Raw genomic sequence first — 15,016 nt, forward strand, 5'->3', positions numbered from 1 at the left:
GGGTTCCCCGTCTCCTTGCCCCTTTCCGGAAAGGCATCCTGTGTCCCCGACTCCCGCCCGCATCACCGCGGTTGACACCTATGACGTACGGTTCCCGACCTCACGGGAGCTCGACGGATCCGACGCGATGAACCCGGACCCCGACTACTCCGCCGCCTACGTGGTCCTGCGTACCGACGCCGACGACGGCCTGGAGGGGCACGGCTTCACCTTCACCATCGGGCGTGGAAACGACGTCCAGGTCGCCGCGATCGAGGCGCTGCGCCACCACGTCCTCGGCCGGTCCGTCGAGGAACTCTGCGCCGATCCGGGGACGTTGAACCGCGACCTGATCGGGGACAGCCAACTGCGCTGGCTCGGGCCCGAGAAGGGCGTGATGCACATGGCCATCGGCGCCGTCGTCAACGCGCTGTGGGACCTGGCGGCCAAGCGTGCGCGCAAGCCGCTGTGGCGGTTCCTCGCGGACGCCGCGCCCCAGTGGCTGGTCTCCCAGATCGACTTCCGCTACATCGCGGACGCCCTCACCCCGCAAGAGGCCCTGGACATGCTCCAGTCGGGCCGCCACGGGGCCGCGGAGCGGGAAGCCCTGCTGCTGGAGCGCGGCTACCCCGGCTACACAACGTCACCGGGCTGGCTCGGATACAGCGACGAGAAGCTGACCCGCCTGGCGCGGCAGGCCGTGGCGGACGGCTTCACCCAGATCAAGCTGAAGGTCGGCGCGGACCTCGCGGACGACGTACGCCGCTGCCGCACCGCCCGCGAGGCGATCGGGCCCGGCATCCGGATGGCGATCGACGCCAACCAGCGCTGGAACATCGGTGAGGCCGTCGAATGGACGCGCGCCCTGGCGGAGTTCGACCCGTACTGGGTCGAGGAGCCCACAAGCCCCGACGACGTCCTCGGCCACGCGGCGATCCGCAAGGCGGTCGCCCCGGTCAAGGTCGCCACCGGCGAGCACGTGCAGAACCGCATCGTCTTCAAGCAGCTCCTCCAGGCGGGCGCCATCGACGTGCTCCAGATCGACGCCGCTCGTGTCGGCGGCGTCAACGAGAACCTCGCGATCCTGCTGCTCGCCGCCAAGTTCGGCGTCCCGGTCTGCCCGCACGCCGGTGGCGTGGGCCTGTGCGAGCTCGTCCAGCACCTGTCGATGTTCGACTACGTGGCACTGTCCGGCACCACCGAGAACCGCGTCATCGAGTACGTCGACCATCTTCACGACCACTTCATCGACCCGGTCGTGCTCCGCGAGGGCCACTACCTGGCACCCTCCGCGCCGGGCTTCTCGGCCACCATGCGGGCCGATGCCCTCGCCGAATTCACCTATCCGGACGGCGCCTTCTGGGCCGCCGACCTCGCTCAGGGCAAGGGAGCAGCCGCATGACGGACGCCCAGGACTTCCAGGACTTCGAGGGCTTGAAGGCCCTGGTCACCGGCGGAGCCTCCGGCATCGGGCGGGCCACCGCCGAGCTGCTCGCCGCGCGCGGCGCCCACGTCGCCGTGCTCGACCTGGATCCGAGCAGCGTGGAGAAGCCGCTCACCGGCCACCGCGCCGACGTCTCCGACGACGCCTCGGTGCGCGAAGCCGTCGCCGCCGCGGTGGCCGGCCTCGGTGGACTCGACGTACTGATCAACAATGCGGGGATCGGCGCGCAGGGCACCGTCGAGGACAACGACGACGACCAGTGGCACAGGGTGCTCGACGTGAACGTCCTCGGGATCGTGCGCACCACCCGCGCCGCCCTTCCGCACCTCAGGGACTCCCACCACGCGGCGATCGTCAACACCTGCTCCATAGCCGCCACGGCCGGTCTGCCGCAGCGCGCCCTCTACTCGGCGTCCAAGGGCGCGGTGCTCTCCCTGACACTCGCCATGGCCGCGGACCACGTACGCGAAGGGGTGCGCGTCAACTGCGTCAACCCCGGCACCGTCGACACCCCGTGGGTCGGCCGCCTGCTGGACTCCGCGCCCGACCCGGCGGCCGAACGTGCCGCGCTCGAAGCCCGGCAGCCGACCGGGCGACTCGTGTCGGCGGATCAAGTCGCGGGCGCCATCGCCTACTTGGCGAGCCCGCTCTCCGGCGCGACGACCGGCACCGCGCTCGCTGTCGACGGCGGCATGCAGGGCCTGCGACTGCGCCCGGCGGGCCAGTGAGCGGCATGGCCCGGCGCCGCATCGGACCCGGCGGCGTCGAGGTGACCGAGCTGTCCTTCGGCGCCGCCGGCCTCGGCAACCTCTACACCCCGATCACCGACGATGAGGCCGCCGCGGCGATCGATGCCGCGTGGGAGGCGGGCATCCGCTACTTCGACACGGCGCCGCACTACGGCATCGGCCTGTCCGAGCGGCGGCTGGGCGACGCGCTGCGGGCCCGCCCACGGGAGACGTACGCGCTCTCGACCAAGGCGGGCCGCCTCCTCGAACCAGTGGAGAGGCCCGAGGGTGACGACCTGGCCCACGGCTTCGCCGTGCCCGCCACGCACCGCCGGGTCTGGGACTTCAGCGCGGACGGCATCCGCCGCTCCCTGGAGGCCAGCCTCACCCGCCTCGGTCTCGACCACGTCGACATCGTCTACCTCCACGACCCGGACGACCACGCGGAACAGGCCTTCCGCGAGGGGTATCCGGCCCTGGAGCGGCTGCGCGCCGAAGGTGTCGTCGGCGCGATCGGCGCGGGCATGAACCAGACGGCGATGCTCACCCGCTTCGTCCGCGACACCGACGTCGACGCCGTGCTGTGCGCGGGCCGCTACACGCTCCTCGACCAGAGCGCCCTGGCCGAACTGCTCCCGGCCGCGCACGAGCACGGCACGGCGGTGGTGGTCGGCGGCGTGTTCAACTCGGGCCTGCTCGCCGACCCCCGGCCCGGCGCGACCTACGACTACGCGACGGCACCCCGCGCCCTCCTGGAGCGCGCCCTCCGTCTGAAGGCGACGGCCGAGCGGCACGGCACCACGCTGCGCGCCGCCGCCCTGGCCTTCCCCCTGTCCCACCCGGCGGTGACCACCGTCCTCGTCGGCGCCCGCTCTCCGTACGAAGTCCGTGACGCGGCAGAGGAGTTCGCGCTCGCCGTCCCCGAGGGCTTCTGGAAGGAAGCCCGCGCCGAAGGACTGCTGCCCGCCCACGTGCCCGTACCCGTACCCGTACCCGTACCCGGAGAGGACCCCGCGTGAGAATCGCCCTGCACACCAAGGTCCGCGCCGACCGCGTCGCCGAGTACGACGCCGCGCACCGCCAAGTACCCGCCGAGCTGGTCGCCGCCATCCGCGCGGCGGGCGCCACCTCCTGGACGATCTGGCGCAGCGGCACCGACCTCTTCCACGTCCTGGAGTGTGAGGACTACGCCCGTATGCTCGCCGAGCTGGACAAGCTGCCGGTCAATATCGCCTGGCAGGCGCGCATGGCCGAGTTGCTCGACGTCGTCCACGACTACTCGGCTGATGGCGCGGACGCGGGACTGCCCGTCGTATGGGAGCTGCCGTGACACCGCACGTCGTCGACTCCCACCACCACGTGTGGGACCTCTCCGTCCGCGACCAGGAATGGATCACCGGCGAGGCGCTCGCCCCGATCCGCCGGAACTTCTCCCTGGCCGACCTCCTGCCCGAGGCCCACGCGGCCGGTGTCGTCGCGACCGTGCTCGTCCAGACGGTCACCGTCGTGGAGGAGACCCCCGAGCTGCTCGCCGCGTCGGCGGACAGCGAGCTGGTGGCGGGAGTCGTGGGGTGGACCGACCTGACCCGGCCCGACATCACCGACACGCTCGCGGAGCTGGGCCAACTCCCGGGCGGGCAGCACCTGGTGGGCATCAGGCACCAAGTGCAGGGCGAGCCCGACCCGCAGTGGCTGCTGCGGCCCGACGTGCGCCGAGGTCTTGCCGCGGTCGGAGCGGCAGGCCTCGCCTACGACCTCGTGGTCCTGCCCCACCAGCTCCCGGCCTGCGTCGAGGCGGCCCAGGAGCACCCCGAACTCACCTTCGTCCTCGATCACTTGGGCAAGCCGCCCATCGCATCCGGCGCCCTCGAACCCTGGGCCGCCTCGGTCCGCTCGCTCGCCGCGCTCCCCAACACCGTCTGCAAACTCTCCGGCCTGGTGACCGAAGCCGACCCGAAGACCTGGACGGTGGATGACCTGCGCCCGTACGCGGACACGGTTCTGGACGCCTTCGGGCCCGACCGGCTGATGTTCGGTTCGGACTGGCCCGTCTGCACCCTGGCCGCCACGTACTCCGAAGTTATCGACGCGGCACGGGAGTTGACCGACTCGCTGAGCGGCAGCGAACGCTCCGCCCTCTTCGCAGGGACCGCGACCCGCGTCTACCGCCTCTGACTCACCGGGGCGACGACACCCGCGTCGGCGGCAGAAACTCCCGCACGTACGTCCGCTCCCAGCAGGCGCCCGTCTCCCGCAGCTCGCGCCAGGTCGTGTAGCGGTAGCGGTAGAGACGGGCGCGGATGTACGTGGGAGGCGCGTCCGGCGGGAACGGGACGTGGCGCAGCAGCCGCAGCGTGTCCCGGTCGCCGTCCAGGAGCCGCTCCACCAGCGGGCCGAACCACGACCGCGCGTAGGCGGGGGAGAGCGCGGCGAACCACATCATCCAGTCGAGCCGCAGATGGTAGGGCGCGAACTGCCGGGGCCAGCGGCGCACATCGCCCGGCTTGCCCTTGAACTCGTACTCCCGCCACTCCGATTCCTGGCGGGGTGCCGTGTCCGCCGTGCCCTCGATGACCACTTCCTGGCGGACGCGGCTGACGCTGCCGAACGCGCCGTACGCGTTGACGAGATGGAGCGGGTCGAAGGAGTAGTTCATGATCTGCCGACGCGAGAACAGATTGCGCGCGGGCCGGTAACTCAGCCCCAGGATCAGGGCCGTCACAGCGATGACGACCACCTCGTACCAGAGCGGGGGAGAGGGCGACGTCGACGGTGCTCCCGCGCCGCCCAGGTCCACGACGGAGACGGCGAGCACGATCGTCAGCCAGTTCAGCCAGGCGAAGTTCCCCGACAGGACGAGCCACAGCTGGGTGGCGATCATCAGGCAGGCCGCGGCCGTCGCGACCGGCTGCGGTGTGAACAGCAGGACGGGCACGACGAGTTGGGTGAAGTGGTTCGCCGCGACCTCCATCCGGTGGACCGGCTTGGGGAGATGGTGGAAGAACCAGCTCAGCGGGCCCGGCATCGGCTGTGTCTCGTGGTGGAAGTACAGGCAGGTGAGCTTGCGCCAGCACGCGTCGCCGCGCATCTTGATCAGCCCGGCCCCGAACTCGACGCGGAACAGCACCCAGCGCAGCAGGAAGAGGACGAGGACCGGGGGTGCCGTCTCGTCGTTGCCGAGGAAGACGGCGAGGAAGCCCACCTCCAGGAGCAGCGACTCCCAGCCGAAGCCGTACCAGGTCTGCCCCACGTTCACGATCGAGAGGTACAGGACCCACGGCACCACCCACAGGAGCATGCCGCCCCACAGGGGGAGGAGACCGTCGGCGCCCGCGAGCAGCGCGAGGGCGCAGGCGCAGCCCGACCACGCCACGAGGGAGAAGAAGCGGTCCGAGTAGTGCAGCTGGAAGAGACTCGGCGCCCGGCGGAAGGGCACGCGCTCGACGTAGCGCGGCACCGGCAGCATGCCGCGCTCCCCGATCAGCGCACGGAACTGCAGCGCCGCGCCGAGGAACGCGACGAGGTAGAGCGCGGCGAGCGCCCGCTGGAAGACGAGGCGGCCGAGCCAGTACTGCTCCGCTGTGAACCACTCCACAAGGCCATCTTGCGCCAAACCCGCCCGGCTCCCCTCCCGGCTTGCGCGGCGGCTGCGACTGCCCAAGAGAATGGGGCAAAGTTCCCGACAGCAGGCGGGAGAGCACGGTGCGTGTGCCCACCAGGCCCACCAGGACCTTCGCGACGGTCTTCGCGATATCCGCGGCCCTCGCGGTCGCGGGATGCTCCGGCGGAGGCGGCAAGAACTCCGCCGACAGCGGCCCTGAACTGTTCATGCAGCCGGCCGCCGCCCAGGGCCCCGATCCGTTCACCGACTCCACCGCGACGTCCACGGCGTCCCCCTCGCCCGTCACCCGTTCGCCGCAGCCGTCGCCGACGGGAACCTCCTCGCCCACGGCCCAGGGCGTGCGCTCCCTCTCGGGCGGTACGCCAGGGCTGTACGGCGGCACGCACTCGCTCGGCAGCTGCGACGTCGACGCCCAGGTCCGATTCCTCACCGCCGACCAGGGCAAGGGCCGCGCCTTCGCCCAGGCGTCGGGCATCTCCCAGGCCGGCATCCCGGGCTTCCTGCGCGGTCTGACGCCGGTCGTGCTGCGGGCCGACACCCGCGTCACCAACCACGGCTACCGCGACGGCGGTGCCACCAGCTTCCAGTCCGTGCTGCAGACGGGCACCGCCGTCCTCGTCGACAACCGGGGGCTGCCCCGCGTGCGGTGCGCCTGCGGGAACCCGCTGAAGCCGCCGGTCGCGCTCAAGGGCACCCCGAGCCACCAGGGCGAGCCGTGGTCCGGCTACCGCCCGGCGCAGGTCGTGGTGGTGACTCCGGCTCCGAAGATCATCGTGAACATCACCATCGTGAACATCGTCGACAACACCTGGATCGAGCGGAAGACCGGCGACGAGGACGGCGGCGACGACCACACCGTGCCGCCCCCGGACCCGACCCCGACGCCGACCCCCACACCCACCCCGACCACTCCGTCCCCGAGCGACCCGAGCGACCCGAGCGACCCGGACGACAGCGACACCCCCACCGCCCCGGGCACCACCTCCACGGACTGCCCCACGCCGCTCCCGGACCCGGGCACGGAGCCGCCCACCGGCACCCCGTCCGAGATCCCTCCGGGCTGCCCCACGCCCGCGCCCTCGTCGAGCAGCCCCACCCCGCCCACGGACGAGCCGAGGACGCCGGAGGACGACACGGTGCAGCCCCCGCCCCAGGAAGACCCCGGTGACGGGACCGGTGACGCTCCTCCGACCGACGATCCCGGCACTTTCCAGAGCTGAGCGTGCGCGCTCGGGCCCGACAGCGAAGAATCATGAAGTGTCATGACGCCCACGTCACTGCCGGACGACTGGCCAGCGGATCCACGGTCGATCCTGGCTCTCAACCACACAGGCTGCTTCGACTGGGACCTCGACAGCGGCCTGATGCATCTCGACGCCGCCGGCCACGAAGTCTTCGACGTGCGGGCCGATGAGTACGACGGCCACCCGACGAGCCTCGGCGTACGGGTCCCGCCGGTCGAGGCACACCGCCTCGACGCCTACGTCTCGCACGCGCTCAAGGACGGCAGCCGGACCTACGGCATCTACTTCCGCATCCGGCTGCGCGACGGCGGACTCCGCTGGACCCATACCCAAGGGTTCATCCAGCGTGACGGGACGGGCCGGCCGCGCCGCATCGTGGGCATCATCCGTGACGCCACCCAGGAACTGGGCGACAGCACGGCCCGGCACCAGCGCGCCGACGAGGAGGAGGACCGCCGCCGCCGTACGAGCATCGTGCAGGGCACCACGGCGGCCCTCGCGCACGCCCGTACCGTCCGGGACGTCATCGACGTGCTCAAGGACACCCACGGCCTCGCGCACCTGGGCGCATCGAACCTGGTCATGGGCCTGGTCGAGGCCGGGCGGATCCGGCTGGTCGCGGAGGGGCCCGTGGGCAGCTTCGTGCCGGGCACCAAGTTCACGCGGATCGACGAGCGGTACCCGATGAGCGATGCCGTGCGCACGCTCTCGCCGCGGTTCATCGAGACGGCCGCGGAGTTCGCGGCGTCGTACCCGGACCTGTGGCCGCACATAGACAAGCTGGGCATCACAGCGGCCGCGTATCTGCCGCTGATCGCGCAGGCCAAGCCGATCGGCGTGCTCGGCCTGCTCTACCAGGACAAGACCGGCTTCACCGAGGAGGAGCGCAACGTCCTGGTCGCCCTCGGCAGCGGCATCGCGCAGAGCCTCCAGCGCGCCATGTTCTACGAGCAGGAGAAGGACCTCGCCCAGGGCCTCCAGCAGGCGATGCTGCCGCGCACCATCCCCGGCGTGCCCGGCGCCGACGTCGCGGTCCGCTACCGCTCGGCGGCGCTCGGCCGCGACATCGGAGGCGACTGGTACGACGTGATCCCGCTGCCCGGTGGCCGTGTCGGGGCGGTCATCGGCGATGTACAGGGCCATGACACCCACGCGGCGGCCGTCATGGGCCAGCTGCGCATCGTGCTGCGCGCCTACGCCGCCGAGGGGCACACGCCGGCCACCGTCATGGCCCGCGCCTCGGGGTTCCTGCACGAGCTGGACACCGAACGCTTCGCCACCTGTCTCTACGCGGAGGCCGACCTGAACTCGGGCGTGGTCCAGCTGGTGCGGGCCGGCCACATCGACCCGCTCCTCCAGCAGACCGACGGGAGCTGTCGCAGGGTGCCGGTCGACGGTGGTCTCCCGCTGGGGCTCTCGGCCGAGTTCGGTCGTCTCGAATACCCGGTCACCACCTTCGAACTCGACGCGGGCCAGACCCTGTTGCTCTTCACCGACGGCCTCATCGAGGAGCCGGGCGCCGACCTCGACGACGGTCTGCGCGCCCTGGGCGATCTCGCCTGCTCGGGGCCGCGCGACCTCCAGCAGCTCGCGGACCGGCTCTGCGAGATCGTGGACGAGCGGGGCGGCGAGGACGACGCGGCGCTGCTCCTCCTGCGCCGCCGCCTGATCGACGCTCCCCGGTCCGGCGGCCGCCTCCAGCAGCATGTGGGCCCCGGGGACCCGGAGGCGCTTGCCGAGGCCCGGCACATGATCCGGGCCGCGGTGCGCGCCTGGGGCGCCCGGGAGCGCGCCGACGAGATCGAGCTGGTGGCGGACGAGGTGATCACGAACGCGCTGATGCACACCGACGGCGCGGCGATCGTGACCCTGCGGGTGATCAGCGGCGGCGACCGGCGGCTGCGCGTCGAGGTCGAGGACTCCTCCAGCGCACTGCCGCGCCGCCGGGAGGCGGGGGAATCGGGGGTGTCGGGGCGGGGGTTGCTGCTGGTGGACATGCTGGTGGACGTGTGGGGTGTCGAGTCGCGAGGCAGCGGCAAGTGCGTGTGGTGCGAGTTCATCGTGCCCGCGCGGGAAAGTGAGGGTCGCGACAGCCAGGGTCGGGAAAGCCAGGGCCGGGAAAGCCAGAATCGGGAAAGCCAGGGTTAGGAGCGAGCGGATGCCGGAACTCCCCGAGGTCGAGGCGCTGCGCGCCTTCCTCGACGACCACCTGGTGGGCCACGAGATCATCCGGGTACTGCCCGCGGCGATCAGCGTCCTCAAGACGTACGACCCGCCGCTCTCCGCCCTCGAAGGGCGCACCGTCACGGCGGTGGCCCGCCACGGCAAGTTCCTCGACCTCGACGCGGACGGCCTGCACCTGGTCACTCACCTCGCCCGCGCGGGCTGGCTGCACTGGAAGGACCGACTCCCCGACGGCACGCCCCGCCCCGGCAAGGGCCCCCTCGCGCTGCGCGTCGCCCTGGAGACGGGGGAGGGCTTCGACCTGACGGAGGCGGGCACGCAGAAACGCCTCGCGGTGTACGTGACCGACGACCCGGCACAGATCCCGGGCATCGCCCGCCTGGGCCCCGACCCGCTGGCCCCGGGCTTCGACGAGGACCGCTTCGCCGGTCTCCTGGCGGGCGAACGACGGCAGATCAAGGGCGCGTTGCGGGACCAGAGCCTGATCGCGGGCGTCGGGAACGCGTACAGCGACGAGATCCTGCACGCGGCCCGCATGTCCCCGTTCAAACTCACATCGAGCCTCACGGATGAGGAAGTCCATGGGCTGTACGGGGCGCTGCGGACCACGCTGACCGAGGCGGTGGAGCGCTCGCGCGGAATCGCGGCGGGCCGCCTCAAGGCGGAGAAGAAGAGCGGCCTGCGCGTCCACGGCCGCACCGGCGAGCCGTGCCCCGTGTGCGGCGACACCATCCGCGAGGTCTCCTTCAGCGACTCCTCGCTGCAGTACTGCCCCACCTGCCAGACGGGCGGGAAGCCACTGGCTGACCGGAGGATGTCGAGGCTCCTGAAGTAGCCGGGCGAGAGGGGGAGTTCAGGGGCGCCGCAAGGTCAGCAGACGCAGGCCGTCTGTCGTGCGCACCTCGTAGCGGGCGATGCCGTCGCGGGGCATCGCCGCGCCGCCTTGCGTCGACAGCGTGGCCGAGGGCTCGCCCGCGGGCACCTTCCACGTCGTCACCGTCTGCTCGGAGCCGTCGGTGCCGACGGCGACGAGCTCGCAGACGCGGGCGCCTTCCGGGTCGCGGATACGGAGCCCGATGTCCGTGCCCCAGTCGCGGCCCCGCGCGGTCAGGGTCGCCGAGACGCCGGTGCGGCCGTCGCGTGCGGAGATCTGTTCCGGTCCTGGCCCCCCGGCGCGCAGGACCGCCGTCGCGGGCACCACGAGCGCCAGTACGACGCTTGCCGCGACCGCGCACACCCACCGCCTGCGCCCGGCCCTGCGCAGCCGCCCGGCCTCGGCGAGCAGCCGGTCGGCGAGGCCGGGTCCTGGCACGGCGAGCGGTTCGACGGGGGGCGGCGTGAGACGGACGTAGGCAGCCAACTGCTGGGCCGTCGGGCCGAGTTCCGCCACCAGGGCCCGGCACTCGGGGCAGGCCATGAGGTGGTCGTCGAAGCGGAAGGTGTCCGCCGCGTCGAGGACACCGAGCGCGTAGGCGCCGGCGTCGCGATGCCGCTCCAGGGACCTCATGGCGTTCCTTGCGTGACGAGTCGGGCAGGGGGGTGCTTCCTGCCCTCCCGTACGCAGCGGACCGCCTAATCACTCAAGACGCGGGACGCGAACACGCGCGCGGGGCGTCAGGGCGCCTCGTCGCGGTGTCGGAACGTCTCCGCCGTGGCCTCAGAACAGATGGATCGCCAGGTGTCCGAGCGGCAGCCCCAGGCGCCAGGCCGCCGTCCACACTTTGGGCCCGTCGTCCTCGCCGCACGGCGACCCGCCGCCCGGCACCGCGTCCAGATCCGGCGCGAGCAGCTCCGTCTCCTCCAGCCACCGCCAGGCCAGGTCGGCGAGGTCCAGATCGGGCGTTGGCTCACCGGAGGCGACCGCGTCCGCCGCGAGCGCGGCCATCCGCTCGCCGACCCAGTCCTGCCACGGCTGGTCGTAGGCCGTCAGGGACAGCCAGGTCTCCAGCTGGGAGACCACGCGAATGCCCGACAACTCGCCCTTTGTGTCGGAAAGGAAAATAGTCAGGGCCAGAGCGTCACGCCCCGCGCGGTACTCGAAAGATGTCGGCGGCATCAAATCGCCGGTACGCAGTAATTCGTCCGCGATGTACTCGGCGTACAACCACGCCATCGGTACGGCCAGTTCGCCACCACTCGGGCCCTCCGCGTTTCCTCGGCTCTCGTGCAGCATCCCGTCTCGCCTTCCTCCGATCCGTGCGCGTCGCCGGCCTCTGGCCCCCAATCCGGAACACGGATGAGGACAGCCGATTACCCGGAGGGGCCTCCGAGCAAGGCGCTTTACGGAGCTTTGACTCAGCCCTCGGTTTCGTCGCAGGTCGGAGCCGGTCTGTTCTTCGTGTCACATGGCCGGATGATTTAAGTCCTTTTCGGGGACTATGACGGCATTGCTGCTTGACTCGACAGTGTGTCCGAATGTGGATTCGTTTCGCCGAATATCCCCCATTCACGGAGCCTGGTCGATGACGCAGCGCACCCCGCAGGGAACAGCCGTTCTGACCGCCGTAACGATCGGAGCCACTCTCGCCGCGACCGCCGCCTGCACGGCGAATACAGAAGCCGCACAGGAGCGGAATCCGAAGCACCGGAACGAGAGACATCAGGAAGGAACACGGGACGGAGATCGGGAGGTTTCGCCGCCGGCGCCTTCGGCGGCCGGTGGCGGCCAGGACGCTCCGCGCGCCTTCACGCTCGTCGCATCCGGGGACGTCCTCCCGCACTCCTCCATCATCCGCAGGGCCAACGCCGACGCGGGGGGCGACGGCTACGACTTCGAGCCGATGCTCAAGGGGGTCAAACGCGTCGTGTCCAAGGCCGATCTGGCGATCTGTCACATGGAGACGGTCTACGGGAAGAACGGCGACTACACCGGCTACCCCAGCTTCAAATCCCCGCCCCAGATCGCCCGCGCCCTGAAGGCCACCGGCTACGACGCCTGCTCCACCGCCTCCAATCACACGCTCGACGACGGCGCGGCGGGGGTGCGCCGTACGCTCGCCGCGCTCGACAAGGCAGGCGTCAAGCACGCGGGTTCGGGCCGCACGGCCGACGAGGGCAAGTCCCCCGCCTGGATGCGGGCGGGCGGCGCGAAGGTGGCGCAGCTCGCGTACACGTACGGAACGAACGGCTATCCGATGCCCAAGGGCAAGCCCTGGACGGTCAACCTCATGAAGCGCGAGCGGATCATCGAGGACGCGCGCGCCGCGCGGAAGGCGGGCGCGGACGTGGTCGTCGTCTCGGTCCACTGGGGCACGGAGTGGCAGGACGCCCCTGACCGCCGCCAGCTCAGACTCGGCAAGCAGCTCACTGCGTCCCGCACAAAGGGCCGCCCCGACATCGACCTGATCCTGGGCACCCACGCGCACGTCCCGCAGGCGTACGAGAAGGTCAACAAGACCTGGGTCATCTACGGCATGGGCGACCAGATCGCCGGCGACATGGTCAACCACGAGGGCGAGAACGACCCGCGGGGCAATCAGGGCACGCTCGGCCGCTTCACGTTCGCCCCGCCCGCGGAGCCCGGCGGACGCTGGAAGGTCAAGAAGGCCGAGTTCATCCCCCAGTGGTTCGACACGGACGAGGGACGCGTGATCAATCTGAACGCGGCGCTGGACCGCGGCGAGGACGTCGCCGACATCCGCGACCGGATCCGCCGGGTCGTCCTGAGCCGGGACGCGGGGAAGGACGGTCTGGTCATGGGCCGGTAGACGAGAGCGCCGCCTGAGCGGCCCGGCTAGGGAACGCGGTCGGTCTTGGCCAGCTCCGACTTCCGGTACGAGTAAGCGAAGTAGATGACAAGGCCGAGCGCGAACCACACAGCGAACCGCGCCCACGTCTGCCACTGCAGGAACGTGATCAGCCAGATGGAGAAGACGACCCCGATGGCGGGCACCACCGGCATTCCGGGACAGCGGAACGTACGCGGCAGATCGGGCTGCTTGTAGCGCAGCACGATCACCGCGATGCAGACCACCACGAACGCCAACAGGATCCCGATGTTGGTCAGTTCGGCCGCCTCGCCGATCGGCAGGAAACCGGCGATGGCGGCCGAGGCGAACCCGACGATCCACGTCACCCGGGTCGGCACGTGCCGGGTCTTGTGCGTCTTGGCGAACCACTTCGGCAGCAGCCCGTCACGCGACATGCTGAACCAGACGCGGGTGACGCCCAGCATGAAGGTGAACATCACGGTGAGGATGCCGATGATCGCGCCGATCGCGATGACGTCGGCGAGACCGCCCAGGCCCACCGACTTGAAGGCGGTGGAGAAGCCGCTCTCCGGGTCGATGTCCTTGTAGCTCTGCATGCCCGTGAGGACGAGGCAGGCGAGGACGTACAGGACCATCGAGATCGCGAGCGAGTAGAGGATCGCCTTCGGCATGTGGCGCTGCGCGTCCTTGGACTCCTCGGCCGCGGTGCTCATCGCGTCGTAGCCGAAGACAGCAAAAAACACGGTGGCCGCGCCCGTGAACGCCCCGCTGACGCCGAAGGGGAAGAACGGCTCGTAGTTCCCGGTGTTGATGTGGAAGAACCCGACCGCGATCACCACGATCACGACGATGACCTTCAGCACGACGACGACCATCTCGAAGCGCGCCGCGTTCTTGATGCCGAGCGTCAGCAGATAGGCGATGAGCAGGCACAGCACCGCGGCGAACAGGTCGACCTTGTGGCCGTCCCCGGTGCCGGGCGCGCCCAGCATCCAGTTCGGCAACTGGGCGCCCATGTCGTTGAGCAGGAAGTTGAAGTAGCCCGAGATGCCGATCGCGACCACCGCCACGATCGCCGTGTACTCCAGGAGCAGGTCCCAGCCGATGAACCACCCGGTGAGCTCGCCGAGCACCACATAGCCGTAGGTGTACGCCGATCCCGCCTTCGGGATGAGGCCCGCGAACTCGGCGTACGAGAAGGCCGCCGCCGCGCTCGCGACACCGGCGATGAGGAAGGAGATGAGGACGGCGGGCCCGGCCGTGCCGTTGGCCACCGTCCCGGCGAGGGTGAAGATGCCGGCGCCGATGATGCCACCGACGCCGATCGCGGTCAGCTGCCAGAGGCCGAGCGTGCGAGTGAGCCCGCCACCCGCTTCGGTCTCTTCGATGTGTTCGATGGGCTTGCGGCGCATGACGCCGTGCCCCATCCGGAGTCCCGCCATGAGCTCCACCTTTTCGCGGACGGCAGTCGGCTGATGGCGGATCATGATGGCGCAGGCGTGAGCATGACGGAAGACGCCACACCCCTCATAGGTGTGAGGGTTCAGCAGCCTGGCGGCCGTGGGTCACGGAACGACGGTGACGGGCCAGCGGCCCGCCTTGACGAGGCGCACGGCGACCGAGCCGACGATCCGGTGGCCCGCCTGCTCGGAGGCGCCGACGACCACGGCGTCCGCCTTGAGGTCGTCCGCCGCTGTGACCAGACCGCTGTACGGGTCGCCACGGAAGGTGTGGAACTCCCAGCGGACATCGAATATGTCCTTCACCCGCTCGGCCGCGTCTCTGATCTCGGTGATCAGTCCCTCGGCGATCTCATCGGTCGCGTCGGCCACCGGGGCGCCGAGGGCGGCGCCCGCGGCCATCACCGGCTGCACGTAGACGACGGCTAGCAAGGCGCGCTGCCGCCGCGCAAGGCCTCCGGCATATGCCGCGGCCCTGAGCGAGGAGTCCGACCCGTCGACACCGACGAGGATCACCTTCGGGCCGTCGGTGCCGCGTTCGAACTGGTGGGAGTGGTCTTCAGTCACAGCCGAGAGGCTAACGGAGAGCCCCGTTCCTGTTGAGGGCGCCCATGGCCGGGGCGGCGCGCACCCTCTCGACGGGCG

General features: G+C 70.8%; 14 protein-coding genes. 9 read left to right on the forward strand and 5 right to left on the reverse strand.

The genetic code is table 11. From position 1 onward, the window contains the following. Positions 1 to 40: 40 nt before the first annotated feature. From E5671_RS39755 to E5671_RS39775, 5 genes are read left to right on the forward strand one after another with little or no spacing between them, the layout of a single operon-like run. Positions 41 to 1,381, forward strand: coding sequence for an enolase C-terminal domain-like protein (locus E5671_RS39755; RefSeq protein ID WP_160509069.1), 1,341 nt, complete (start codon positions 41 to 43; stop codon positions 1,379 to 1,381). Further along, positions 1,378 to 2,151 carry an SDR family NAD(P)-dependent oxidoreductase gene (locus E5671_RS39760; protein WP_160509070.1) on the forward strand — a complete coding sequence of 258 codons (774 nt, stop codon included), beginning with the start codon at positions 1,378 to 1,380 and terminating at the stop codon, positions 2,149 to 2,151. The genes E5671_RS39755 and E5671_RS39760 overlap by 4 nt, the downstream gene beginning before the upstream one ends. Before the next feature lie 5 nt (positions 2,152 to 2,156). Beyond that, positions 2,157 to 3,170, forward strand: a complete 1,014-nt coding sequence (locus E5671_RS39765; protein WP_160509071.1) for an aldo/keto reductase — start codon at positions 2,157 to 2,159, stop codon at positions 3,168 to 3,170. After that, positions 3,167 to 3,481 carry an L-rhamnose mutarotase gene (locus tag E5671_RS39770; protein ID WP_160509072.1) on the forward strand — a complete coding sequence of 105 codons (315 nt, stop codon included), beginning with the start codon at positions 3,167 to 3,169 and terminating at the stop codon, positions 3,479 to 3,481. Before E5671_RS39765 ends, E5671_RS39770 begins: the two co-directional genes overlap by 4 nt. Beyond that, on the forward strand, positions 3,466 to 4,326 hold the full coding sequence (locus E5671_RS39775; RefSeq protein WP_160509073.1) for an amidohydrolase family protein: 861 nt from the start codon (positions 3,466 to 3,468) through the stop codon (positions 4,324 to 4,326). The genes E5671_RS39770 and E5671_RS39775 overlap by 16 nt, the downstream gene beginning before the upstream one ends. A gap of 1 nt (position 4,327) precedes the next feature. Here the strand turns inward: E5671_RS39775 and E5671_RS39780 are convergent, their stop codons facing one another. After that, on the reverse strand, positions 4,328 to 5,746 hold the full coding sequence (locus E5671_RS39780; RefSeq protein ID WP_160509074.1) for a lipase maturation factor family protein: 1,419 nt from the start codon (positions 5,744 to 5,746) through the stop codon (positions 4,328 to 4,330). A 107-nt stretch (positions 5,747 to 5,853) separates the two neighbouring features. Between E5671_RS39780 and E5671_RS39785 the strand changes: the two genes are divergently transcribed. The 3 genes from E5671_RS39785 to E5671_RS39795 are packed head-to-tail and all read left to right on the forward strand — an operon-like array spanning position 5,854 to position 10,036. Then, positions 5,854 to 6,993 carry a DUF6777 domain-containing protein gene (locus E5671_RS39785; RefSeq protein WP_160509075.1) on the forward strand — a complete coding sequence of 380 codons (1,140 nt, stop codon included), beginning with the start codon at positions 5,854 to 5,856 and terminating at the stop codon, positions 6,991 to 6,993. Positions 6,994 to 7,035: 42 nt separating this feature from the next. After that, positions 7,036 to 9,165, forward strand: coding sequence for a SpoIIE family protein phosphatase (locus tag E5671_RS39790; RefSeq protein ID WP_160509076.1), 2,130 nt, complete (start codon positions 7,036 to 7,038; stop codon positions 9,163 to 9,165). Between the two features lie 10 nt (positions 9,166 to 9,175). After that, complete coding sequence (locus E5671_RS39795) at positions 9,176 to 10,036, forward strand: Fpg/Nei family DNA glycosylase (protein WP_160509077.1); 861 nt, start codon at positions 9,176 to 9,178, stop codon at positions 10,034 to 10,036. Between the two features lie 18 nt (positions 10,037 to 10,054). Here E5671_RS39795 and E5671_RS39800 read toward each other — a convergent pair whose 3' ends face one another. Both E5671_RS39800 and E5671_RS39805 read right to left on the reverse strand, forming a co-directional pair. Beyond that, on the reverse strand, positions 10,055 to 10,708 hold the full coding sequence (locus tag E5671_RS39800) for a zf-HC2 domain-containing protein (protein WP_160509078.1): 654 nt from the start codon (positions 10,706 to 10,708) through the stop codon (positions 10,055 to 10,057). A 150-nt stretch (positions 10,709 to 10,858) separates the two neighbouring features. Beyond that, the gene (locus E5671_RS39805; protein ID WP_160509079.1) at positions 10,859 to 11,374 is read right to left on the reverse strand and encodes a hypothetical protein; all 516 of its coding nucleotides are present in this window, start codon (positions 11,372 to 11,374) and stop codon (positions 10,859 to 10,861) included. A 289-nt stretch (positions 11,375 to 11,663) separates the two neighbouring features. On the opposite strand from E5671_RS39805, the gene E5671_RS39810 reads away from it, so the two are divergent. After that, entirely contained in the window at positions 11,664 to 12,908 is a 1,245-nt protein-coding gene (locus E5671_RS39810) for a CapA family protein (protein ID WP_160509080.1), read from the forward strand. A 26-nt stretch (positions 12,909 to 12,934) separates the two neighbouring features. Here the strand turns inward: E5671_RS39810 and E5671_RS39815 are convergent, their stop codons facing one another. Together E5671_RS39815 and E5671_RS39820 are read right to left on the reverse strand one after the other, a co-directional pair. Beyond that, positions 12,935 to 14,353 carry an amino acid permease gene (locus tag E5671_RS39815; protein WP_160509081.1) on the reverse strand — a complete coding sequence of 473 codons (1,419 nt, stop codon included), beginning with the start codon at positions 14,351 to 14,353 and terminating at the stop codon, positions 12,935 to 12,937. A 123-nt stretch (positions 14,354 to 14,476) separates the two neighbouring features. After that, positions 14,477 to 14,938 (reverse strand): universal stress protein, encoded by a 462-nt coding sequence (locus E5671_RS39820; RefSeq protein ID WP_160509082.1) that lies wholly within the window; start codon positions 14,936 to 14,938, stop codon positions 14,477 to 14,479. Positions 14,939 to 15,016 lie beyond the last annotated feature (78 nt).

Source organism: Streptomyces sp. BA2 (assembly GCF_009769735.1).
In the GTDB taxonomy this organism is placed as follows: Bacteria; Actinomycetota; Actinomycetes; order Streptomycetales; family Streptomycetaceae; genus Streptomyces.

Bases quoted from the DNA above. Each gene is read 5' to 3' on its own strand.
- E5671_RS39760 (WP_160509070.1), top strand. From the start codon at position 1,378: ATGACGGACGCCCAGGACTTCCAGGACTTCGAGGGCTTGAAGGCCCTG.
- E5671_RS39765 (WP_160509071.1), top strand. From the start codon at position 2,157: ATGGCCCGGCGCCGCATCGGACCCGGCGGCGTCGAGGTGACCGAGCTG.
- E5671_RS39775 (WP_160509073.1), top strand. From the start codon at position 3,466: ATGGGAGCTGCCGTGACACCGCACGTCGTCGACTCCCACCACCACGTG.
- E5671_RS39790 (WP_160509076.1), top strand. From the start codon at position 7,036: ATGACGCCCACGTCACTGCCGGACGACTGGCCAGCGGATCCACGGTCG.
- E5671_RS39795 (WP_160509077.1), top strand. From the start codon at position 9,176: ATGCCGGAACTCCCCGAGGTCGAGGCGCTGCGCGCCTTCCTCGACGAC.
- E5671_RS39800 (WP_160509078.1), bottom strand. From the start codon at position 10,708: ATGAGGTCCCTGGAGCGGCATCGCGACGCCGGCGCCTACGCGCTCGGT.
- E5671_RS39805 (WP_160509079.1), bottom strand. From the start codon at position 11,374: ATGCTGCACGAGAGCCGAGGAAACGCGGAGGGCCCGAGTGGTGGCGAA.
- E5671_RS39810 (WP_160509080.1), top strand. From the start codon at position 11,664: ATGACGCAGCGCACCCCGCAGGGAACAGCCGTTCTGACCGCCGTAACG.
- E5671_RS39815 (WP_160509081.1), bottom strand. From the start codon at position 14,353: ATGGCGGGACTCCGGATGGGGCACGGCGTCATGCGCCGCAAGCCCATC.